This is a genomic window from uncultured Solobacterium sp. (assembly GCF_963517755.1).
Lineage (GTDB): Bacteria > Bacillota_I > Bacilli_A > Erysipelotrichales > Erysipelotrichaceae > Bulleidia.
This window is the reverse complement of sequence record NZ_CAUQGG010000007.1, coordinates 67178-91105: the sequence shown is the minus strand read 5'-3', so window position 1 is coordinate 91105 and position 23928 is coordinate 67178. Positions and strand designations below refer to the sequence as shown.

At 36.8% G+C, this 23928-nt stretch carries 24 protein-coding genes; 8 read left to right on the top strand and 16 right to left on the bottom strand.

Going from position 1 to position 23928, the window contains the following annotated elements:
- Nucleotides 1-16: 16 nt before the first annotated feature.
- Genes RWM19_RS05665 through RWM19_RS05655 form a run of 3 tightly spaced genes read right to left on the bottom strand, consistent with a single transcriptional unit; the run spans nucleotide 17 to nucleotide 2830 of the window.
- Entirely contained in the window at nucleotides 17-733 is a 717-nt protein-coding gene (locus RWM19_RS05665; protein ID WP_313984703.1) for an RNA methyltransferase, read from the bottom strand.
- Nucleotides 733-1971 (bottom strand): U32 family peptidase, encoded by a 1239-nt coding sequence (locus tag RWM19_RS05660; RefSeq protein ID WP_313984700.1) that lies wholly within the window; start codon nucleotides 1969-1971, stop codon nucleotides 733-735. The genes RWM19_RS05665 and RWM19_RS05660 overlap by 1 nt, the downstream gene beginning before the upstream one ends.
- A complete protein-coding gene (locus tag RWM19_RS05655; RefSeq protein WP_313984698.1) occupies nucleotides 1949-2830 on the bottom strand; it encodes a U32 family peptidase in 882 nt (293 codons plus the stop codon). Before RWM19_RS05655 ends, RWM19_RS05660 begins: the two co-directional genes overlap by 23 nt.
- Before the next feature lie 200 nt (nucleotides 2831-3030).
- Here RWM19_RS05655 and RWM19_RS05650 point away from each other — a divergent pair, with 200 nt between their 5' ends.
- From RWM19_RS05650 to RWM19_RS05635, 4 genes are all read left to right on the top strand, one after another.
- Nucleotides 3031-3609: a folate family ECF transporter S component gene (locus RWM19_RS05650; protein WP_313984695.1), complete on the top strand. Its 579-nt coding sequence runs from the start codon at nucleotides 3031-3033 to the stop codon at nucleotides 3607-3609.
- A gap of 69 nt (nucleotides 3610-3678) precedes the next feature.
- Complete coding sequence (locus RWM19_RS05645) at nucleotides 3679-4335, top strand: YggS family pyridoxal phosphate-dependent enzyme (protein ID WP_294022829.1); 657 nt, start codon at nucleotides 3679-3681, stop codon at nucleotides 4333-4335.
- On the top strand, nucleotides 4332-5573 hold the full coding sequence (locus tag RWM19_RS05640) for an aminotransferase class I/II-fold pyridoxal phosphate-dependent enzyme (protein ID WP_313984693.1): 1242 nt from the start codon (nucleotides 4332-4334) through the stop codon (nucleotides 5571-5573). The genes RWM19_RS05645 and RWM19_RS05640 overlap by 4 nt, the downstream gene beginning before the upstream one ends.
- 6 nt (nucleotides 5574-5579) lie before the next feature.
- Complete coding sequence (locus RWM19_RS05635) at nucleotides 5580-6446, top strand: zinc dependent phospholipase C family protein (protein WP_313984691.1); 867 nt, start codon at nucleotides 5580-5582, stop codon at nucleotides 6444-6446.
- 24 nt (nucleotides 6447-6470) lie between these two features.
- On the opposite strand, the gene RWM19_RS05630 is transcribed toward RWM19_RS05635, so the two are convergent.
- From RWM19_RS05630 to RWM19_RS05585, 10 genes are all read right to left on the bottom strand, one after another.
- On the bottom strand, nucleotides 6471-6863 hold the full coding sequence (locus tag RWM19_RS05630; protein WP_028077451.1) for a hypothetical protein: 393 nt from the start codon (nucleotides 6861-6863) through the stop codon (nucleotides 6471-6473).
- 119 nt (nucleotides 6864-6982) lie between these two features.
- A complete protein-coding gene (locus tag RWM19_RS05625; protein ID WP_313984688.1) occupies nucleotides 6983-7648 on the bottom strand; it encodes a nitroreductase family protein in 666 nt (221 codons plus the stop codon).
- Between the two features lie 96 nt (nucleotides 7649-7744).
- Nucleotides 7745-8686, bottom strand: a complete 942-nt coding sequence (locus RWM19_RS05620) for a Cna B-type domain-containing protein (RefSeq protein WP_313984685.1) — start codon at nucleotides 8684-8686, stop codon at nucleotides 7745-7747.
- Nucleotides 8687-8705: 19 nt separating this feature from the next.
- Nucleotides 8706-9551 carry a class C sortase gene (locus RWM19_RS05615; RefSeq protein WP_313984683.1) on the bottom strand — a complete coding sequence of 282 codons (846 nt, stop codon included), beginning with the start codon at nucleotides 9549-9551 and terminating at the stop codon, nucleotides 8706-8708.
- A gap of 34 nt (nucleotides 9552-9585) precedes the next feature.
- The gene (locus RWM19_RS05610) at nucleotides 9586-11172 is read right to left on the bottom strand and encodes an isopeptide-forming domain-containing fimbrial protein (protein WP_313984680.1); all 1587 of its coding nucleotides are present in this window, start codon (nucleotides 11170-11172) and stop codon (nucleotides 9586-9588) included.
- Nucleotides 11173-11218: 46 nt separating this feature from the next.
- Complete coding sequence (locus tag RWM19_RS05605; protein WP_313984678.1) at nucleotides 11219-14377, bottom strand: SpaA isopeptide-forming pilin-related protein; 3159 nt, start codon at nucleotides 14375-14377, stop codon at nucleotides 11219-11221.
- A gap of 424 nt (nucleotides 14378-14801) precedes the next feature.
- A complete protein-coding gene (locus tag RWM19_RS05600) occupies nucleotides 14802-17114 on the bottom strand; it encodes an InlB B-repeat-containing protein (protein WP_313984674.1) in 2313 nt (770 codons plus the stop codon).
- Nucleotides 17115-17268: 154 nt separating this feature from the next.
- Nucleotides 17269-17829, bottom strand: a complete 561-nt coding sequence (locus RWM19_RS05595) for a 3'-5' exonuclease (protein ID WP_313984672.1) — start codon at nucleotides 17827-17829, stop codon at nucleotides 17269-17271.
- Nucleotides 17822-18157, bottom strand: a complete 336-nt coding sequence (locus RWM19_RS05590; protein WP_294022839.1) for a metalloregulator ArsR/SmtB family transcription factor — start codon at nucleotides 18155-18157, stop codon at nucleotides 17822-17824. The genes RWM19_RS05595 and RWM19_RS05590 overlap by 8 nt, the downstream gene beginning before the upstream one ends.
- A gap of 6 nt (nucleotides 18158-18163) precedes the next feature.
- Nucleotides 18164-18613 (bottom strand): hypothetical protein, encoded by a 450-nt coding sequence (locus tag RWM19_RS05585; protein ID WP_294021783.1) that lies wholly within the window; start codon nucleotides 18611-18613, stop codon nucleotides 18164-18166.
- An 80-nt stretch (nucleotides 18614-18693) separates the two neighbouring features.
- Here RWM19_RS05585 and tgt point away from each other — a divergent pair, with 80 nt between their 5' ends.
- Genes tgt through RWM19_RS05570 form a run of 3 tightly spaced genes read left to right on the top strand, consistent with a single transcriptional unit; the run spans nucleotide 18694 to nucleotide 21554 of the window.
- Complete coding sequence (tgt, locus tag RWM19_RS05580; RefSeq protein WP_313984667.1) at nucleotides 18694-19827, top strand: tRNA guanosine(34) transglycosylase Tgt; 1134 nt, start codon at nucleotides 18694-18696, stop codon at nucleotides 19825-19827.
- A gap of 1 nt (nucleotide 19828) precedes the next feature.
- Nucleotides 19829-20866 (top strand): tRNA preQ1(34) S-adenosylmethionine ribosyltransferase-isomerase QueA, encoded by a 1038-nt coding sequence (gene queA, locus RWM19_RS05575; RefSeq protein ID WP_313984665.1) that lies wholly within the window; start codon nucleotides 19829-19831, stop codon nucleotides 20864-20866.
- Complete coding sequence (locus tag RWM19_RS05570) at nucleotides 20859-21554, top strand: epoxyqueuosine reductase QueH (protein ID WP_313984662.1); 696 nt, start codon at nucleotides 20859-20861, stop codon at nucleotides 21552-21554. The genes queA and RWM19_RS05570 overlap by 8 nt, the downstream gene beginning before the upstream one ends.
- 16 nt (nucleotides 21555-21570) lie before the next feature.
- Here the strand turns inward: RWM19_RS05570 and RWM19_RS05565 are convergent, their stop codons facing one another.
- Together RWM19_RS05565 and RWM19_RS05560 are read right to left on the bottom strand one after the other, a co-directional pair.
- Entirely contained in the window at nucleotides 21571-21897 is a 327-nt protein-coding gene (locus RWM19_RS05565) for a hypothetical protein (RefSeq protein WP_294022097.1), read from the bottom strand.
- Nucleotides 21898-21901: 4 nt separating this feature from the next.
- Entirely contained in the window at nucleotides 21902-22465 is a 564-nt protein-coding gene (locus RWM19_RS05560) for a TetR/AcrR family transcriptional regulator (protein WP_294022842.1), read from the bottom strand.
- Nucleotides 22466-22537: 72 nt separating this feature from the next.
- On the opposite strand from RWM19_RS05560, the gene RWM19_RS05555 reads away from it, so the two are divergent.
- The gene (locus RWM19_RS05555; RefSeq protein WP_313984659.1) at nucleotides 22538-23317 is read left to right on the top strand and encodes a putative RNA methyltransferase; all 780 of its coding nucleotides are present in this window, start codon (nucleotides 22538-22540) and stop codon (nucleotides 23315-23317) included.
- A gap of 16 nt (nucleotides 23318-23333) precedes the next feature.
- On the opposite strand, the gene RWM19_RS05550 is transcribed toward RWM19_RS05555, so the two are convergent.
- A complete protein-coding gene (locus tag RWM19_RS05550) occupies nucleotides 23334-23702 on the bottom strand; it encodes a helix-turn-helix transcriptional regulator (protein WP_294022844.1) in 369 nt (122 codons plus the stop codon).
- Nucleotides 23703-23928 lie beyond the last annotated feature (226 nt).

The window sequence follows — 23928 nt, the reverse complement described above, 5'->3', positions numbered from 1 at the left end:
GAATTTCTTCGGGTAATTATCGTCTTTGTCGATATACTTCAAAGGATAATACAGCAGCAGCGCTGGCTGCGTTTAACGCATTGCGAAAATCATTTGCGTATGGAATATAGATATTTTGTTCAATCTCATTTCGCACAGCAGATGATAGTCCCCTCATTTCACCACCGATGGCTATTAAACTAGGCTTTTGATAGTCCGCTTCTAGATATGTAATAGCGTCTTTACGCATTGCCGCATAGGTTTTAACACCTTGTTTTTTAATATCTTTAACAAGTTGTGGTAAGTTATCAGACATGACAATATTCATGTATTCAAAGGCACCTGCACTGGATTTGGCAATTGTGCTTTCCGCACTCGTCCAATCGTGTTTTGGTAGGATTAATCCATCACAACCTGCACTATATAAAGTGCGGATAATATATCCTAAATTAAATGGATCTTCTACTCCTTCTAGCAATACAAGAAATGGTGCTTTACCATGCATGCATTCGGATAGTTCTTGATAGACTCTAGGACCTGCTTGCGCAACCAATCCACCGTGTGTTCTCCCAGTTGCCATTGAGTTAATTTCTTCACGTTCTAACGGCATGCATGGAATTCCTTTTTCCTTTGCACGATGTAAGATAAAGTTTAAGTCCTTATCATTTTTATGTTTATCGTAGTATAGCTTTTCAACTTTACGATGATTTCCTAAAATGGCAGCTTTTACACTAACATTTCCTTCAAGTAACATTAGCGTGCCCTCCGCACTAGGTCATTTTCACCTATTTCAAATGGGATTGGAACTTGTACCACTACCATTGGACGTCTAGAACTTACAAGGTATTCTCCCTTTGGATCTTTAATCCACGCAACTTTGAAAGTACGCTTGTCTTTGCCAGGTGAAATCACTTCTAACATTTCACCAACATCAAAGGCATTACGTGTCTCTAAGTAGGCTACATTTGCATCTTGGTCGTATCCAGCAACCTTGGCTAAGAAGTCATGATTTACATCCGCATCGGAGTATGCATGGTAAATCAATGTATTTAATCCCGCTTTGCCAGGATAGAACGCTGTTGTTGTCTGGCGATTTTCAGCACGAGAGATTTCCTTTTTGTGATATGCCAATCTGTCTGGTGAAAGTGGTCCATCATTCTCTGCAATCTCATCAATCAGATGACGATATGCACTAACAACAGATGCGACATAGTACTCTGTCTTCATACGTCCTTCAATCTTTAAAGAACTAACACCTGCATCCATCAACTCATACATATAATCAGCTGCCAGTAAGTCTTTTGAACCCATGGAATATAAAACATCAGTATTTAATTCTTTATCATCTTGATAGACATGATATTGCCAACGACAACTTTGTGCACAACCTCCACGGTTGGCATCACGCAATGTCATACGATTGGATAATGTACATCTACCAGAGTAGTTTACACACATACCACCATGGATAAAGGCTTCCGTATCCACTGGGCACTCTTTTGTAATGGCATAGATATCTTCAATCGAACATTCACGAGCAAGTACTGCACGGTCTAGCCCTAACTGTTCGTGCAAGAATTTAGCTGTTTCGACATTCGTAATACTCATCTGTGTAGAACAGTGTATTTCTAACTTAGGTGCACATTCACGTGCTAATTTCATAATCGATGGTGAAGCCGCAATGATCGCTGTAACACCATACTCTTCTAACTTCATTAAGTATTCACGTAAACCCTCATAATCTTCTTCATGAGGAATGACGTTTGTTGTGACATGGATATGTGCGTTATGTTGACGGGCAAATTCACACGCCTCCTTGATATCTTCCATCGTAAAGTTGGAAGCTCTTGAGCGTAAAGAATAGGATTGTCCTCCAATATAGACAGCATCTGCACCATAGCGAATCGCCGTCTTACAACGATTCAGATCCCCTGCTGGGGCTAATAATTCAGGTTTCTTCATCATAATTTTATCTGATCGTCTTCTGTCCATAATATCCATCCGATACTGGTAATTCTGGATATTTGGATACAAATTCCTTTCTAACACTCTCGCCATCTTCCCCATCAAGCACACGACGATACATCCGTATCGCATCTAATAGTGCATCCTGTGGAATATAGTTTCCATACATTTCAAAACGCTGAATGCCTGCGTTTGAAAAAGGCTCTAACCACGCAAAAGACTCCTGTACAAAATCCGTGTAGATCATCATCCCTGCTTCATTTTCATATGCTGGCATCATACCATCACGTTTTTGTTCACGAAGGTATAGATGATGGTTATGATGTAAAGGTTCTTCGATATTTGCGACTTCTTGATATGCTGTTAGTAATGGTCGCTTAGAAATACTCATTAATAAGTATCCAAATACCTGAATACCACAATGACGTACACTTGAGGCAATCTTCAAGATTTCCTCTTCTGTTAAAAGTGGTGAAATATTCACCGAATACATTCCTGTCGATAGCCAGAACTTTGCGTCTTCTGCAGAAGTCACTAAAGTCTCTGGGCTATAGATGAGTTTATTTTCTAAGGACAACTCCTTGGCCACTTGATATAGACCAGGATCTGCAACAATGACACCATCTACTCCAATCTCAAGTAATTGTTTCAACTCTTGTTGTGCGTATTTGATTTCACTTTGTGGAAACAACCGATTCATCAGCACAAATAGCTGTATCTGCACCAAATGTGCTTGTGTTAATAGTTCTTCAATCTGCGCAATTGAAAAAGTGTGGAGCGAGCTAAATACTCCCCCTTCGAGCGCAACGATTACTTCATCTGCACCTGCTTCTTTAAGTAGCGCAATATCTTCTTTTCTTTCACATGTAACTGATATTTTCTTCATACCGCCCTATTATATCATGAATTCCATGCACACCATTTGACATTGCACATACTTATGCTATGTTATAGACGTAATTGGCGTTAAGTGCTGTTTGGGACGGGTCCTTACAGACGAAAAGCATAGCTTGCGGTCATTACAACTCCCATTATGTGAATGAAAACCTTTCTTCACAAATGGATGTGAAAGGAAGGTTTTTTTATATGTTTAAAAAAGAATTTTGGAACTCATCTGCTTCAAAACTAAAATCAGTAAAATATCTTGCGTTAATGGGTGTGTTTATCGCACTCAAGATTGTAGCTTCTAAACTATACTTCCCAGTATCCGAAAATTTAAAAGTAGGATTTGGCTTTGTGCTACTCGCAATTGAATCATCGATTCTTGGTCCAATTGCTGGTGCACTATCTGCAATTATCACTGATAACCTAGGTTTCTTCTTAGGTGGTGGCGGTGTCTATTTTGCTGGGTATACATTAACACCAGTGCTTGCGTGCCTAGTTTGGTCATGTTTCTTATACAAGCAAAAGATTACTGTCGTTAAGATTGTTATTGCAAAACTCATCAACTCATTATTTATAAATGTAGTAGTTGGATCTCTTTGGAGTTCTATGTTGTATGGTAAAGGCTATCTTTTCTACTTTACAAAGAGTTTCATTAAGAATTCGCTCTTGTTTCCTATTGAAGTCATTTTACTAGTCATTGTGTTCAATGCATTAGCACCTATCCTTAAGCGCTCTAAGCTCATTGATTCATCCAATACATTCCCAATTCCTTGGATCTAATTCTTGCCTGCTGTAACATCAGCAGGTTTTCTTTTTGTATGCAGAAAATCATTGGTGTATAATTGCAATATGATAGAAAAACATTACTGGAAGATTAAGCAAGCAGCCTTAGATATTGATTTATGTGTTGTTTCCAAGCATCACAGTATCGAAGAAATACAATCGTATTACGACGTAGGCGAAAGAATCTTTGCGGAAAATAGAACTGCCGAACTTGTTTCAAAGGCAGCAGTTCTACCAAAAGATATTGCTTGGCATTACATCGGTCATTTACAACGCAATAAAGTAAAAGAGATATTACCGATTGTTTCGTGTATTCAATCGCTCGATAATATCGCTCTTGCGAAAGTTATCGAAAAAGAAGCGACTAAATTAAATCGTACGGTTGATGTGCTGATTGAATTACATTTAGCTAATGAAGATAGCAATAAGAGCGGATTAGATCCCGCTGATGTGGAGACATTTACAAACTTCCTACTACAGGAGTGTCCACATATTTCGATACAGGGTTTAATGACGATGGGACCACACACAGAAGATACAGCACGTATCCACGAAGTCTTTGCGAAAGCACAAGATATCTTCAAACATCTTCAGGAAATATTTGGTAAACAATACTTTCATACTCTTTCTATGGGTATGAGTCATGACTATCCAATCGCAATTGAACATGGCAGTACGATGTTACGAATTGGAACATATTTATTTGAGGAGGATGAATTATGACATTTACAAAAAAGAGCGCAAATCTAACTCCAATTGCAGATGCAGTATTTACTGTCGTTGCGAAAGCAAAAGAAGATAAGCGTATCAATGGGGAAGAAAATGTAATTGACGCAACGATTGGTACACTTTGTGATAACGATGGAAATCTCGTTGCACTTAAGTCTGTATTTGATCACTATGATGAAATCGACCATCGTATCAAAGCTTCCTATGCCGCAAGTTTTGATGGAAACCCTAACTTCCGTAAAGATGTGTATGAATGGGTAACCCAAGGTACTAATCTAAAACTTGCACATAACGTTGTCGCAACCCCAGGTGGCTCAGGTGCAGTTAGCTCTACCTTTACTTCTGTATTAGATGAAGGAGAAACTGTCATCATCCCAAATATTGCTTGGGGTAGTTATCGCTTGATGGCTACAGAAAACAATCTAAAAATTGCCGAGTATGAACTCTTCAATGATGAAAATCACTTCAATATTGATTCCATTAAAGAAACTGTACATGAAGTAATGAAGACGCAAGAGCGCATTCTATTACTCATCAATGACCCTTGCGAAAATCCTACTGGATATACAATGAGTCATGAGGAATGGAAAGAAGTTATCGATTTTGTAAATGAAGTATCAAAAACACATCCTGTTGTTTTAATGGATGATATTGCATATATCGATTATGCTTATAATACTGATGCATCTCGTAAGTATATGGAAACTTGGAACAAACTAAGCGATAATGCGGTGGTTGTCGTATGCTTCTCCTGTTCTAAGACAATGACTTCCTATGGCTTACGTTGTGGAGCTACGGTGATTCTCGCTCAAAAAGAAGAATCGGTTGCGGAAATGAAGACAGTATTAGAGAAGAAAGCACGTGCTACTTGGTCTAATATTCCAAACGCCGCAATGGAAAACTTCAGTTGGGTCGTTAACGAAAATCGTAAAGAATTCCTCAAAGAGAAACAGCTCTATATCGACCTCATGAAAGAACGTTCTTTCATCTTCGTTACAGAAGCACACGAAGTTGGACTAGCACATTATCCATTCCGTGAAGGCTTCTTTGTAACATTAAAAATCTATGATAACGATCTATGCAAAAAAGTACATGAAGCATTCATAGAGAATCATATTTACACAGTGAAGGTAAACCACGGTATTCGCGTTGGTTTATGTTCCCTACCAAGCCATAAGATTTATGGCCTAGCAAAGAAAATGAAGGAGATTGAGGATACTATCCTCAAGTAGAAAACTATGCCAGCTGCTACGACACATGTTGAATTTGCGAAAGATGTACTTCGCACAATGGACGGAGAACATGCAAGCATGATAACAAATAAGGGAATGTTTTATCTCGGCTCTCAAGGCCCAGATATGTTATTCTTCTCAAGAGCTTCTCTTTTACCAGGATCCCTTAAAAAATATGGTGATTTAATGCACGATGAAAAGTGCGATAAATTCATCGAATACTTTGATAAGTATAGTGAAAATGATTCTAATCTTAGAAGTTACTTCTATGGTTTCTTATGCCACTACGCTTTGGATTCAACTGCACATCCATTAATCAATGCCGTCGCAAGAGATACCCATATTCAAACAGGTTTACACGAAGGTGCTGCACACGTTATCAGTGAAGCCAATATCGATGTATGGATGTTGCACCAACGTGGAAGAAGTGAACAATCCTATGATGTCTTCAAATATATGAAGATTGATAAAGTATCTAAGTCGAAACTCGGATTAATGTATGCAGGAATGTTCCAAAATGTATTCAATCTTAAGATTAAACCTAGTTTATGTGCAGAATCTGCTACTGAAATTGTTCGCTATACAAAGTTCTTATATCCAACAAAACTTAAGTACGACTTATTATGTGCACTAGAAAAGCAAATTAAAATACCACCCGTTTTATCCGGGATGGTATTGTATAACAAAAATGATTTTAAGGTATTAAATTTAGAACATAAATCTTATCCACTTCGTTACGACCTAAGTCGAGAGATTCATGCGTCATTTCCAGAATTATATGGTAAGGCAATTCAGTTTGCTAAACAGTTAATTGATACACGTAGCCCTGAAGACTTCCGTATCAACTTCAATGGTGAACCTTACCAAGAGTAAAGCCGATTCAACTGAACCGGCTTTTTAAATATCTGTTTCTGCCCAAGAAGGTAATTCATTACCCTTACGGATTAGTACTGTCTTTTGATAATTTGTTTGATTTAGGAAACGTAACACTTGGTCTACTTCTTCCTCTGTACAACCCACAAGTACCTTTACATCTAATTCCTTGATTAGAATGTCTGCCGCAACAACCAATGCACTAATCTCATAACGATTCCCACTACCTGCATAAAGCGATACACCATCTTTACCAAAGCTCTTTGTATCGTTGATATATCCATAATCAACTGGATAAATCAAGTTCTGAAAGCGTGGATGAACTTCACCTTTTTTTCTTGTAATCTGGTAACCACTGGATAAATAAAGCGTATCTAACTTCTGCCAGAAATAGGCATTATTTTCAAATTCAATCATCGTATACCCCTTTGTTTGTTTCATTATACTATTACCAAATATTTCTGTAAATATATCCTATTTTCTCTGAAAAAAATTTCATTAAAATTAGATTTTTGAAATATTTATTTCAAGTTTCTTTATTCCCAGATAGAGGAATCTTTTCCTGACGCCACTTCAAAGTGATACTTTGCAATACCGATGTCAGTATCTAGCGCAATACCTAAACCTTTTTTTACATACACTTTTTCATCTCTAATGCCAAATCGATAACTATGTTGGTTTAGAGCTGACGGTGCCATAGCCACCGCCTCTACACCTTTTATAAACCAATCTGGAAGTTCAGGGTATCCAATGGATAAATCTTTTACCTTCTTATATTTATGTTCTCTTCCTTGGTTTTCGCCATATCCAATAGCGATAACCATCAAAAACTTTTCACCAGGTTTTAAATCTACAACACTTTCAATCTTTTTATAGGTACCACCTACCCAACAAGTATTGAGACCTAACATCTGTGCTTTAAGTACAATCTTCTCTCCATAGTAGCCACAACGCTCATCGAATGTAGAATCTTCCTTTCCTACAAGAGCGATATAGTTTTTTACATTCGAGAATAGACCATAGTGAAATAAACCTTTGGCAAAAGCTTGCGGTTCATTCTCAATTAGTTGAATGTGTAGGTTTCCTTCTTGATTGCATTTATCAATATACTTACGTAATTCATCACGTACGTCTGTATCAATTGGTTTATCTAAATACGAACGTACAGAATGTCTTTGTTTGATAGCATTTAATAGTTCCATCTTCATTTCTCCTTTAAAAAGAAATGGCACAAACTATTTCAGATTGTGTCATTATCAACAAAATTATTATAACAGGATATGTATCAATACGATTCTTTATTTATTATTCACAGAGAAAATATTTTTAAAACAAACCAAAATAATTCCAACCGACACCAACAGTATTGTCAACCACTCATTCATCTTAAACGCATCATTGGTTTTAACTATTATTGAGGATTGTTTTATTGTATTTGTAATCGTAAATATCCATACTTCATTTGTTTTATCCGGATCAGATATAGAGGTTGTATAACTTGCGATTTCGTCTATCATTTGAATGTTGTATTGATCAGAAGCTTGTAAATTTAACCAAGTATATGACCAGTTGTTCAGAGAGTTGAGAATCTGTTCTCCTATGTAATCATTTCCTTTACGCAAAATTACACGAATGTTCGTTGGTCGTTTTCCAAGTTGATTATTATGATCGATCCATTCTGCGTTAACGGTAATTGCCGTTGCGGTTGCGGTATAGATCTGACACTTTGGAGAAGCATCAATTTGGCGATGATTGGTAGTACTACCATCAGATTCTGTTTTTGGCATCTGAACCAGAAAGGCTGTCATACTTGCACGATAATCTTGCGAAAGATTAGGTTCTCCCGTCTTACTAACAAGATAAATCGCATCCTCTAAATTTGAAAATGTCGTAATTCCATTCTGATTTGAAATCATAGTCTGAGATGGTATCTGAGTTTTCGCAACTGATTCAATTCTTTCGATATCCGCTTGTCTTAGTTCATAGACATCAATACCAAGATTTTGATATTCCGACATCAGTTGCCAACTTCCATCTGCTTTCTTCTCGGCAATCTTATATAGAGAAACTGCCATCCCTGTTAATTTTGTTCCATCACTTGTTCCGGTATATACTGTGATACTTCCATCGTTGATAGCGTGAGTCGGTAATGATGTACATACTATCAGGAAGATACTGAAAAACACATGATACAATACATGCCAAAAACATCTATGATTGTCCATTGTGCGTCTTAGCACATCATCACCACCTTCCTTACTATTTTTTCTTTTTCCGTTTCTTAAAAAACTTTATAAAAACCCCAACGAGTATTATCAAAATGACGATTGATATAACGAGTGGCCAGAATATTTCCGTTTGCCACCACAACAGTTTCACAGTTGAATCATGTTGTTGGCTAAAGTCATAATCTATACGATGACCACGAACCAACAACCGATGATCGTTAACACCAAATGGTGTACAGGTTAAAAGTGTGACAAAATCACTATCTTTTATTATTCGTAACTCTTCTACTTCATCAGGTAATACCGTTTTTATTTGATCTATTTGATATGCAAAATCCTTATTCAAAACATGTACGAAGAAAATATCGCCTTCTTTTACATCCTCTAGGTCTGTAAAGATACGTCTTGAAGCCATACCATTATGTCCAACAATAACTGCGTGTGTACCTTCTCCACCAACGGGTAACGAAGAATTTTCTAAGACACCAACACCCTTATCTAAAACAGTATTTGATGTGCCATAGTACATTGGTACATAAATTTTAGCAGAGGGCACTTCAACATATCCTAGCATCACTGCAGGTTGTAATAACTCAAAATCTTGATAATCCTGCTGCTGAACATAATTAATTCCATCACCAGAAAATGGATCGGCTGGATAGCTTAAAGGAAGCAATTTATTGTATTCCTTCGCAATTGAAATCAATCTTTCGATTGTTGATTCCTCTGTTTTTGCCATCTCCGTATTGTAGTCTGCAATATCTTTTACAGCAAATTGCTGATTAACATAGTTTGCGATACGTGGATAGGCCATCGTACATATACCAACAAGTATTATGAGAAGTCCAAGTAGACGTTGCTTATTGTTTTTCTTCATGAACTTCTCCTTTCGTTATTTTCAAACCGCTATATTATTTCTGTTCTCCCTTATTGCCTTTGCCCATAATGTATAAACCACCAACCACAAGCAATGCACCTGCAAGCATGATTAAGATTGCGGAGAAAGCACCTGCTTCAGGAATATTTAATCCCTTAGTATTTGCTACCTTTAGCACTAGTCCATATGTATTTGTTGTGGAAACTGTACTACCTTCTTCAATATCAGAACCTGTAGGTGCACTTTGCATCGCAATAGTTGCCTTACCTGTTGGTTGATTACCCGCAGTTTTTTCAGCCGTAACGATTACCTTTACTACACCAATATCACTATAACTTGCACTCTTTAGTACTGTTTCCTTCATGTAATATGTGCCTTCATCTAAACCGGCTAATTCATTTGACATATTACCTGTGCCGACTGTAAGTTTTGCATCAACACCATTAAGCTTAAGTACATCTGTACAGTTTTCATCTGTATAAAGTGTAAACTCAACACCAGTCATATCTGCTGTGCTGTTATATCTATCAACCTTATGAATCTTAAATTTATATGTAAATGTCTTGGTGGAATCCGATAATGTTGCTGTATCATTTGGTGTATTTGGATTCTGTGTAAATGTTAAAGTTGCTGTGTTTGTATTCCCTGTCGTATCGTTTGCAACAGCATCGGAATTAAGCTTTACAGAGTACGATACTTTTACATTTTGTCCTTGATTTTCGATAATCCAGTCATTGTTGAATTTTATAGAAAGTTTACGCGTATTTTCATCAAAAGCTACTGTGTATTTAGAAGCCGCAACAGCCACACCACCTACAGTTACAGTTACACCACTTGCAGGTTGTCCTGTTGTGAATTGATAATCTAATCCAGCAGAGAATATATCATCAATTTGGAATAATAATGCATTCGCAGCCAATCTTGTCTGCGCATTATATTCATACATCGGAATTGCAGATTCAACATTGTAGTTTACTGTACCACCAATAGCTACATCATTTGTTTTCACAGGAACATTGTTATCATTAATTGTTTTTCTTAGTGATGTACTACTATCTTTTAAAGTAATTGTCTTTGCTGTATCACCCATGTTAACAAGCATTGGACGAGATGCAATTCTTGTATGTTGATATCCATCGTTATCTGTCCATGTTTGACCATTACTTGTTGTCTCGACAACTACCCACATACCCTTTGAGAGTTCCGCTTGGTTATTCGCAAAAGTAATACCTGTAAGGTTCTTCGCAGCCGCATAGCGTTCTAATTGTACGGCTAATTTCGCAGCTTCTGTACTATTAGTCACATCTGTTTGAACACCTGTGATAATTGTTGCGGCAGAATTTAAGATTTCATTTCCATTGAACTTATAGGAACCATAAGTTGCATTGTTATTAAAGAAATCTGCAAAATCAGTCGTAATTGAACGATCATCAATCACCTTATAAGCAGTGAATGTTCCATTTGCTGCAGTGGCTGGTGTTCCCGTATTGTCACTTAAAGTTAAAGTTGCTGTTGATGCATGTACACGCAATGGTATAAGTGCTACGCAAAGCACCATGACGCTGAAAATTGTTAAAATTGTTGTGATTTTTCTTTTTACATTTGAGTAAGTGGTTGACATAATTTTATTCCTCCTTTTTTTATTTTTAATTGTTATATTGAGTGGTTCATTTATGGTTGTGACTTCTAATCGCAATCACACCACCTCCAATCAGCAGTAGTAACCCTACCATACGTAGGATTAATATATCTTTTGTGCCGCTTTCTGGCATATTAAGTCGCCATTGATGCGCTAATGTTAGACTATGTGAATCAGAGGTAACAATCTCCCATTCAGGTGGAGAATGCCATGTAATATTTCCCTGTGCATTAATTGTAAATGATGCTACACCCTCTGGTTTTAGGTAATGATCTGCAGCTTTTATTACTTTGAGATAGTATGTTTTATTAGCCGCTAGTCCATATATTTTAAGAGATCCATCCACATCCGAGGTGAACTCCGTCTTTTGTGTTGATGTTGTTTGGTTCTTATTTGAGTCGTATGCCCTTACAACCTGTTGGCAATCAGCGTCACTATACAATTGGAACGTTACACCTTTAACTTTTGTCGTTCGCTTACCGCTATCAACATTTAGAATTTGTAATGCATATTGGTCATTGTATAAAACTATCTGCGGCCCAACAATTTGTATTTCACCTTTCAACCAAGTAAAGTTACCATCTCCCGTTACTTTAAAGTCTAGAATGGAATCATTCGGCAAGATGTAGCCATCTTTTGTTTTGGTTTCATACAGTTTATAGTTTCCCGGTCGTAAATCCTTGAGATTCACTTTCCCATCACTTTCCGAAATGATAGTACCCAGTTTTACACCATCTTTTTGAAGTTCGAATTCGACTCCATTTAATGGTGAATTGTCTGCCCTATTTTTCTTGTATAGCACGACATCCAATGTAATAGGGGTGTTTTCAACTTTGATTGTACCACTCTTACCATTTACCCCTGCTAGTCCTCGAATTGTAAAATCTGAATCAACTTGGAATGTATACCAAATCGTATTTTGTTTATAATCCTTAGGTGCTTTTATTTCTTCAATTATGTATGTTCCAATTGGTAGGTTATCAAATGTTAACTCTCCATTCGAATTTGTTTGTAACGTCTTTTCATATCCACCACCAAATCGCTTAATTTTAAATTCTGCATCTTTTAGTTTGATTTGATTATCTTTAGAGTCAACCTTAAGGATAGAGATTTTTGTTCCCCCATTTTTCGTGTTGGTAATTGTCCGGCTATAACCTTCTTTAAAACTAACAACACCATTTGTGGCTACCGATAACTCTGAAACTGCATCAGTAGGCAAATCATATTGTGATGTGTTTGATACTGCTGTTTCAACGATGCGGAAGTCACCAGCAGGAAGTCCACCGAAGGAAAAGTAACCATTGTCAACGGATTGCGTTTGAATGATATTAACCCATGCATTTCCATTCCATTTCTGCAACATGAACCTAGCACCTGAAACTGGTTCTCCAGTTGAGCCTAGTTTTGTAAATTCCATCGCATTTTTATAAATTGGGTCATTTACAAGTTTAATACCAGAATCCGTCTTTAATATACGCATATTTACATCCGGATTAAGTGTAATAACATTCCCTGATGTATCCCAAATATCACCAATATCATTCTTTGGCAGTTCTGATGAGGAGTCATTATCCTGCGGTAGCGGGTATGGCGATGGGGTATAAATATTAAATAAGATACCACCAGGTTCAAACCCTAAATTACCATTACGATGAATGTATCTATTTTTAACAATTCTATTTGGAACTACCGTGTATATTTTCCAAAATTTCCGATTCTGATTACGAGGTTCAAAGATAAATGTTGACGGTGTAGAACCTAATAACAGTTTATTTCCATTCGCATCTCGCGTTAGATATTGTCCTGAATATACATTCTTCAACTCTACCGCGAGTTGTCCACTTGCTGTCGAATAACACTCAGTAACTTCCCAAAGTTGTTTTTTCAATTCCTCTGTATCCTGAGTAGGACCACCCACTTGAACAACATTTGTAACAGAATTATTTGCATTACCAACTGCCTTCGTATTGCTTCCTGTATTTCCATCTACAAGCTGTATATAAGAGCCTTTTTTAATAGCTGTTGTAGAAGAAGGTAATAAATTGAAATTGATTTGTGGTTTTGGACCTTTCGATATGACAACACGTATTGTTGAACCCTTTGGAGCTGTACCACTCGATGGGCTTTGGGAGATGATAGTTCCCTGAGGTTGTGAGGAGTATTCTTCCGTAGCGTCGATCATGAAGTTTCCATTCACTACATTCTTTGCATTTACCAAAGTCTTTCCTATTAGATTTGGGACCGCAAGATACTCTGCACTATCTATACGGAAGCGATATCCACCACTTGGCAACATATACGAAGATCCCGTTGTGATTTGTTTCAAATAATAAATACCAGGATTCAAATTATTCAGTAACATCTTTCCATTGGAATCAGTCGTTCTAGTTGCGATAACTGTAGTACGATCAGCATCTGCATATATTTCGAATTTTGCATTCGCAATTGGAGTTGCTGGGTTATTGGAAGATACCAACTGTAATTCTAATTTACTATGGTCAACGGCCGTAATTGCACGGTCAGATTCAACTACAACAGATTGGTTAGAAGCAGGTGCTTCCTTAATCGTTGTATCTTCTTCAATTATATCTTCCTCAATATTCTCAACAGTCGGCTCAATTGTGTACTGCATATGCATTGTGCTAATTGCTTGATAGCCACTTTCAGTCTTTTTTTCTAAAGATACTGATATATCTGCAGTTTTTTCACTTTCATTATTTTGTGGTGGGATGATGACAGGAATGGATACACTTGCTCGCCACTTTTCCCAATCAAACGTAGTTGGATCTACTATCTCTACGATTGTAAATACTAGCTTGTAATCCGGTTCAATATCACTACCTACGTTCTCGATAGTACCTTCTAGTTTCATAGTTTCATCTTCGATTGAGAATTTCTTATCTTCAATTTTTGTATTATCTTCTGTGATATATGAGAAAATCTCTGGTAAATCGAATGTAAAATAATCTCCAACTTTCCATTTTGCATTTTCATTCGATGAAACCTTTTTTAAATCGATACCTAGATAATAAATATTATCGAAATACAGCAGACTGTTTTCTGGATAGTTTTCTTCAATCTCTTCATTCTCTTTCAAATACAGCCTCGTAAAATCAATTTGGTCTGAAATATCGTCCACATCATTGGCATGCACAGCAAAAAATACTGAAAATACTGGCAGTAACATCGATACCACTAGTATCCACAATATCATTTTTAAGTGATTGCTTTTGCCCTTAAAAAAGAGACTATGCATTTTCAACAAAGTTTCTCCTATATCTACCGAAAAGTCGGGTATTTTCACAAATCATTCTAAAATTGGCCATTCTACGATAAATAACTTGCATGCATGTTATATAATACTTGGTTTCCAAATATGCAATTGCCATAATATAGCCTTTACTGTATCGTATCTTTGTTATATCAAGGAATAGGCATTTTAGCAAGAAATTTAGTTATGATTACACTTTGTTTATCGACTGTTTTTAACTTCCTATCGTAACTATCAAACCACAAAAAACAAGACTTTCTATGTATCAATGAAACACAAATATCATTTTTTAAGCACAAAAAGGACTAGTAATTTAGTTACTAGTCACTTGTTTGTATATTTATTGATATTTATGCCTCATAACAAATATATAAAGGTATCCCATCATCGATACAGAGAATACGCATAGATACCAAGAGATATTGAACGAATCGTCCGTCTTTGGTGTAGAGATACCCACCCAACGATAGACGTGTGTAGTATCCCCGTTAATAGCTGTACTTGTGGAAAGATATACATATCCATCAAATACCTCCGGGCCAAATGTTCCATAAACTCTTTCCTTAATTGGTGTACCATCTTCGGTTACCCAATTTGTTTTCACACGGTATGTATAAATGAATTCCAATAAATTCATCTGGTCAGATGAAAGTGTTAGATTCTTACTTTCATAATCCACTGCATAATCCGGGATAAGTTTGCCATATCTAAAGAGTACCGTAAATAAGTTATCATTCCCTGTATCTTCTTGTGCAAGAACCCTACCTTGATCATCGATATAACGAATTCTCCAACTTGTCGGTTTGCGTCCAACCCACTTTGCGTAGATTGTCATATCATACGCAATTGACTCATTGATATCAAAAGGTTGTGTAAATGCTGGATCTTTATACCAACCATCAAACCAATATCCATCCTTAGAAGGAATGTTTGGAATATCCTTATGTACACTAGACATCTTAGGAATTGTTACCAGTGCAGGTAGTACAGAAGTAGCACCATTACTTACAACCGTTACATTAACTCGTGGCTCTTCCCATCTAGCATATAAGAAACGATCACGATTAGACATTGTCGCATTATCTTTAAGCTTAGTACCCTCTTTGAACGTATCAGTTGTATACCAACCTGTAAATACATAGTGTGCTGGCACATTACTTGGTCTTACTGGGTTATTCAGGATATTTTGATAGTTAGATAATGGTTCTCCATAGTAGAGATTTAATACTGTGCCATCCGTATTTTCTAAGTGAAGATTATACTTATTTCGTGTTTTATATACGTGCATATATGTCTGACCATCACCATCATAGTCATTTACCACTTGATTGTTGTTGTATACAACGATGAGTGAACCACCAGTATATGCAGTTAAATCAGGGTTAGACGCATTAACATCTGTAGTGTAATCATCTACCCCATTAGTCCAATAATAATATGAATAGTTAAATGCGGCTGTATTAGGGAAATATACACTAAACTTGCTGTAGGAAAGTGTATCTACATCCCAAATACGATTATTTGGATTCCTTGACCATGTGCCATCTGGATTTTGTTCATGATAGATGATATGAATTTTCTTTTCACTTGGAGCTACTGCTAATTTTCTAGCATGGAACTCTAAATGATATGGATCAACATTAAAGAATTGTTGTTCTGTAAAGGTAGGTGGTGTCTTGTCATAGTGAGAGCTTGCATTATTTGGCGCAGACCATAGATAGGTTAGGTCAATGCTAAAAATACCGTCCGTCTTATGTCCATAGATTCCTTGGTATGACTCACGGCGCTCCTCTGTATTTGTAGTGAAGTTGTAATACACAAGTGTGATTGTCATCACTGGACGATCATAGTATACATTCACTACCGTTGAACCATCTGCTAAGACTAGCTTTGTCGCATTCTCTGCATCTGTCTTTACCTGATTGTATTTACGATAGGTCGTATCATATTGTGGACCGTTATAGATAACCGTACTATTTACATTCTGTGTCTTCGTCTCAGTATTAAATAAGGAGTAAGTCTTTTGCGCATCTGTAAAAGATACTTCATCCGTTGCGTTTTGATACCAATAATTAACAATATATGTCGATTGAAACGGAATATCATACTCTGCATAGACATGCATATCCTCTGCCGGTTGTACCCCAGCATTCCAGGTCTGTAAAGCACCTGTGCTATCCTGATACACCCAACGTAAAAATATCTTACCTGGAATCGTTGGCTGTGCAGGTTGTGTCTGTGTACTCTCGTATAAATATGTTAAATAGAAGTCCTGTGCAGAATCACCTGTATGAAAATAAGTCGTCAACTTCTTTCTTGCATAATAAACAGAAACTGTAATATCTCCATTTGGCGCAATCTGTACCTGTTCAGGAATCAGAGCTTGAAAGCCAGGATATGTTCGATTTGCGATTGCCTGTGTCATATCCCCTACATTGCCTGTAAGAGTTTCATATTCTGCCAAGGATTCGTCATCATAGTTGCCAGACAATGTTTGACGTACATGGCGAACTGTATAAGTTCTAGTAGTTGGTACTGGTTGTGTTGTTGGTGTTGATGAATCTGCGAATACCGCTGTAGAAATTGTGGTTACACAAATACTACATACCATTAGCAGAGCACAAAGAAAACTAATCACTCTGACTTTTTTCATTCCTTTTGTCCTCCCATTAATAATGGAGTTATTTTATCATGCAAAAAGGGAATTGTAATCATTTTTAATATTGTTTTTTACAATATTTTTTATTCGCTATTTAATTTTTAAATAAGATAAAAAACAACGAATATAGGTATATTCATTGTTCGTTTTATAACTGATATAATTTTGTTTGACAATGTTCTAGTAGTTGGTAAATATCATACTCTCCAACCAGATTCATAACTGCCATTACAATTTCCAAACATCCATTCGCATCGCTTAATGCATTATGATGATCTAATTCAATTCCAATATACTCACACACATCATTCAGACGATGATGTTCGAGATTTGAAAATACACGTTTACATAATTCCACCGTATCAAAGTACTCGATTAGCGGTATCTTTATGCCTGTATTTAAACAGGCTTGTTTTAAGCAGTTCATATCAAATCGAGCGTTGTGTGCCACAATCACCGCATCTTCAAAATATCCTGTTAATTCACGATAGATTTCTGAAAATATTGGCGCATCCTTAACATCACTAGCAGTGATGCCATGAATACGGATATTGTAAGGGGAAAAATAACTTACGTTTTCTTCCGGTTTAATTAAAGAGTAATAGTGATCAATGATGACCCCATCTTCCATAACCGCAATACCAACCGAACAAACACTTGCCATTTTGTTATTGGCAGTTTCAAAGTCAATCGCTACAATCTTAGTCATCTTCTTTAATATGCTCGTATGTCATCTGGTAAATCTTTTCAATATGTTCATCTGCCATGGAATAATAGACATTCTTACCAATCTTCTTTGTCTTCACTAGTTTTGTTTTCTTCAAAGAAGATAACTGATGGCTGATGGCACTTGTACTCATCTGTAATAATGCAGCTAAGTCACCCACACATAGTTCACTGACAAAGAGTGCGTTCATAATCTTGAGTCTAGTGCTATCACTAAACATGTCAAAGATTAAACTCATATCATCTACATCCGCTTCACAGATCATATTTGCTTTACATTTCTCAACTGCTTCAGGATTTACTAATTTCATCACATCCTACTTTCTATAATTCTTTTTTGCTTGTTTGCCTGGTGCTAAAGAATTTAACCACTTCTCAATGCGATATTTCGCATAGACTTCTTGTTTTTCTACACTGCCATCCACTAGTGAAATAACGAGTTGGTCATAACTTGGATTCCATTCATAGTGCCAAGATACCATATCTTCATAGTAGATAATGAAACATTCTGATTTATCGTGTCGATTATAGAGTACGATGTAATCCTGATGGATTTCATACAGTTTACAATCCGGTAACATCAATAATGAGAATAACGACACCATGATGACCATAACCCCAATCACCTGTAAATACGTACGAATCCATAAAAAACAAATACCAGCTATCATCGCAATCATTAAAAATGATGTTGGTTTTACATTTGAAACGTAAAATGGAACGTCATCTTTCGGTAAATTTCTAACACGTATCTCTTTCGATTTCATAAAAACATTATAACACGCAGATGTTTCTCAGCGAATTAAAGTAATATTTGGTATACTTTATAGCGGAAAAGAGGGAAATCATGAAACAACCAGTCACTTTTGAAATTACACATATCTGTAAACAATCCGGCGCCCGCACGGGTATTTTACACACGCCACATGGTGATGTTGAGACACCAATGTTTATGCCTGTCGGCACACAAGCAACCGTTAAATTCGTATCCCCAGAGGAATTAAAAGATTTAGGTTCTGGTGTGGTACTTGCCAATACTTATCATTTATGGCTAAGACCAGGCGAAGATATTGTTGACCAAGCTGGTGGAGTTCAGAAGTTTATGAACTATAAGGGTCCTATGTTAACAGATAGTGGAGGATTCCAAGTATTCTCCCTCGCAGATCAACGTAAAATTACAGAAGAAGGTGTTACGTTCAAGAACTCTCTCAACGGAGATACACTCTTCCTCTCCCCAGAAAAATCCATCCAGATTCAAAATAAGATTGGTGCCGATATCATTATGTCTTTTGACGAATGTATCCCTTACCCTGCAACACGTGAATATGTCGAAAAGAGTACAGAGAGAACATTACGTTGGGCACTCCGTGGTAAACAAGCACATAGCCGCCCTGAAGAACAGGCACTCTTTGGCATTGTCCAAGGTGGTGACTACGAAGATCTACGCAAATACTGTGCCGAAAAGCTAATTGAGATTGACTTCCCTGGATATGCAATCGGTGGTACATCCGTAGGCGAAGATAAGGAGACAATGTATCGTATGGTGAAGTGGGCATCGGATGCCTTACCTTTTGATAAGCCAAGATACCTGATGGGCGTAGGTGCAGTCAACGACTTATTAGAAGCAGTTAGCCGCAACGTCGATATGTGCGATTGCGTACTACCAACTCGTATCGCAAGACACGGAACACTGATGACGAGTGAAGGAAGAATCTCTATTCGTAAGGCTATCTACAAAAATGACTTCACTCCACTCGATCCAGAGTGCGATTGTTATACATGCCGTAACTATACCAAGGCATATCTCAACCACCTCCAACGTACTAACGAAGGATTTGGTACACGCCTCATGTCTATCCATAATTTACGTTTCTTAGTAAAGCTCATGGAAGACGCAAGAAAAGCCATCAAAGAAGACCGCTTTAATGACTTCAAAGAGGAAACTCTTGCGAAGATGAAATTTGACCACAGAGGATTTTAATATGAAATGGAAAACAAGTGATTTTGATTATAACTTACCTGAAGAACTGATTGCGCAAACCCCACTGCTTGATCGCACTTCTTCTCGTATGCTTGTCATTCATAATACAGAAAAGAAATATGAAGACAAGCACTTCTACGATATCGTAGATTACCTGCATGCAGGTGATGTTTTAGTACGCAATAACACACGTGTTATTCCTGCTAGATTATTTGGGACAAAAGAAGAAACAGGTGCTCATGTTGAGTTACTTCTACTAAGACAACTTCCAGATGATATTTGGGAGTGTCTAGTTGGTAATGCGAAGGTAGTGAAACTTGGCACTATTGTTTCCTTCCACGATGGACGTTTACGTGCGGAATGCATTGAAATAGGCGAAAAAGGTTTACGTAAGATGCGTATGATTTACGATGGTATCTTCAATGAAATCTTAGATGAATTAGGAAATGTACCATTACCACCATATATCAAAGAGAAGTTAAATGACCCAGAACGTTATCAGACAGTTTATGCCAAGGTAAGAGGTTCTGCTGCAGCCCCAACAGCCGGTTTACACTTTACAGATGAAATCTTTGCGAAGCTAAAAGAAAAAGGTGTTACAGTCGTTGATGTAACACTACATGTAGGTTTAGGTACATTTAGACCAATGGATACAGAAGACATCGAAGACCATGACATGCATAGTGAAGTTTACTATATGTCTAAGGAAGCCGCATATACCTTAAACACAGCGAAGGCAAATGGCCAACGTATCTTTGCGATTGGCACAACATCCGTACGTACACTTGAATCCGTATGGAATCGCTTTGGTAAGTTTGAGGAATGTTCTGGCGAGACAAAACTATTTATCTACCCGGGATACCAGTGGCATACGATCGATGGTATGTTAACAAACTTCCACCTACCAAAATCAACACTAATTATGATGATTGCGTCCTTTGTAGGATATGAATTTACACTAGAAGCTTATCGCCATGCAGTACAGGAAAAATACCGTTTCTTCTCCTTCGGCGATTGTATGTTAATCACCAATGAATGAAAAAGAAAAAGAAGCCTATATTGCCTATTTAAAGAATCGCAAATCTTCCACGAAGACAAACTATTATATAGAGTCCCTCAAGGAGATGAAAAACATCAAAGCTAGCACAAACAAAAAGCCAAAATTACTCTTACATGCATGTTGTATTGTATGCGCATGTTGGCCTTTGGAATTCCTTCATGAAGTTTTTGATGTAACGATTATGTATAATAACTCCAACATCTGGCCAGCATCAGAATACGACATGCGTTTATCTGATATGAAACGGTATCTGGACGAAAGGTGGCATGGAGAAATCAAACTGGTAATAGAGCCTTATAACTATGATGCCTTTGACCAAAAGCTTTTGGCAAAACGTAAAGATGACCCAGAGGGCTGGCTACGTTGTTTCTCATGTTATACAGAGAGAATGAACGCAGCCTTTGCCTATGCAGATAAAAATGGCTATGACTACTTCACAACAGTCATGACCTTCTCACGTCAAAAGGATTCTCAAAAGCTCAATGAAATTGGCCGTTCTCTTCAACAGAAATATTCTCACACAAAATATTTCTACTCTGATTTCAAAAAAGGAAATGGCCAACAACATTCCACAGAAATATCTGATGCGTATTGTCTATACCGACAAGATTATTGCGGTTGTAAGTATTCCTATGATTCCCGCAAAAAAGATAAGTGCGACTCCTAAGAATCGCACTTTTTTGTTACTTCTCTAATACGTCTAATTTTTCGTTTAAGAGTTCAATTAACTTTTCTTTTGTACGGATATTGTCCATCACTTCTGTATAAGTACCAGACTTCTTATTGATGACGATATCGTTATAATAGTTACGTCCTAATGTTTCATAGTACTTAGATAGTTCACGTGAGTGATGACCAATCTCTGCACGAATTTCAGCCTTCTGCTTTTCAACCTTAAGCTTAGAAGTAAGACCTTCTGTGCTTTCTGTTACAACCTTCGTAACATTTGTTACTAAATCGGAAATTGTTTTTCCTAAATCATCGAATCCATTCTTGTTATTTTCTGACATGTCCTTAGTCCTTTCCGGCCCTTTCAATGAGGTCCCAAATAATAAATGCAATTTCATCGTTAGTAGCTTCACCTTGATCAATTAATTCAACAATTCCACTAATCAAGATATTCGCATAATACTTCGTGTTATCTAATGTTAGCTCACCAAGTCGTACGCCTTCATCAAATAACTTTGTTAAATCTGTAATGGCTTTATTTTTCGCTTCCAAGGTAGATCTAACACTTAAGTTAGAAAGATCTGCACCATCTTCGCCATTAAGTTTTTCATGTAATACATGGAAAGACTTCACTGAGTTATGAACGAACTGTTTTAAACGTTCTGTATAATCCTCTTTATTCATGCTTTCCTGCATCATGGCATTAAATGCTTCGTTGTATTTATTACTGATTGCTTCAATTACATCATCTTTTGACTTGAAGTAATAGTAGAATAGTCCTTTTGCTACATCCATCTCTTTTACGATGGAACTGATTGTTGTCTCTACAATGCCATTTTCTTTAAATAGCTTTTCTGCCGCATCTATAAACTCATTCTTTCGTTCTTCGTTATCTTTATTTTCAGGCATCTTTTATTACCTCCTACATCTACTATATCACTGACTGACTTTCAGTCAAGTACTTTGTGCTATACTTTGTCTATGAAATTAATTTGTCCAATTTGTAAAACAAAATTTAATCGTATTGCGCGTGAGCTCGTATGTGAAAATAACCATCACTTTGATTTCGCAAAGCAGGGTTATATCAACCTATATCGTTCAAATAAGCCACTCCATGGTGATAATAACGAGATGGTAAAAGCACGTACCGCTTTTCTAGAGAAAGGTGTTTACGCCTTCTTGAAGGAATATCTCATTAATCTAAATACAAAGTTTCATCCAGAAGTATTTGTTGACCTAGGTTGTGGGGAAGGATATTACACTGATGGTTTTATTGCACAAGAAAAATATGGTTTTGACTTATCGAAATATGCCCTAAAACACGCTTCGAAAAATGACAAGTCGACACAGTATGTTGTATCCTCTATCTTTCACCTTCCAATCGAAGATGAATCCTGTGATGTAGCAGTCACCTGCTTTGCGCCTGCCGCAACCGAAGAATTACAACGTATCTTAAAACCAGGTGGTAAGTTTATTTTTGTTACCCCTGGGCCAAAACACTTATTTGAAATGAAAGCTGTTCTCTATGATACTCCATATGAAAATATCTTAGAGGATATCAATACAAACTTAACACTGATTCAAGATGAAATGATTGAAAATACCGCAACACTAGATCAAGAAACACTGAATCAATTATTTCAAATGACACCATATGCATATAAAACATCCATTGAGGACAAGCAACGTTTATTAAAGATTCCAACATTAGATCTTACTTGTCAGTTCCGTATTCGTGTTTATGAAAAGACATCTATGTAACGAAACATGGATGTCTTTATTGATAGTCTCCTTCATGATCACTTAACAAAGTTGTATATTCTGACTCTTCATCTTGGGTACGATACTTTGTTCCATTAAAACAAAGCTCACGTATCACCTTTCTCATCCAAGCAGGTCTTCTGCGATATGCCATAAACATCTGTGCTTCCGTCTGCGTTGGAAATACGTCTTTGATTGGCCCATATAAATTAACACCGGTCAGATAATCCATATCCACTTTAAAATACTCGGCGTATTTCATAATGATTTCGATGTCTGGACGAATTACACCATTTTCATACGCAGAAATTGATTGTGCTGAAACATTTAGAATATCTGCCATTTGTTTTTGTGTCATATGATGGTTGATGCGTAATTTTCTCATTTGGTATGTCATCAATCTCATAGAATCTTGTATTGTTTTTTTCATAACTTCAATATAGAAAATGAATACTGGTTTTCATACTGAACTACAGAAATTCTAGAGTATTATTTATATTCCATTATTAATAGAATGTCGCATTATAACTAGTATTATCTCCTATTGTCTTCACCATCCTATCTCAAGCTATTCCAATAAAACTGGAATCTTTATTTTTGATTTGAAATCA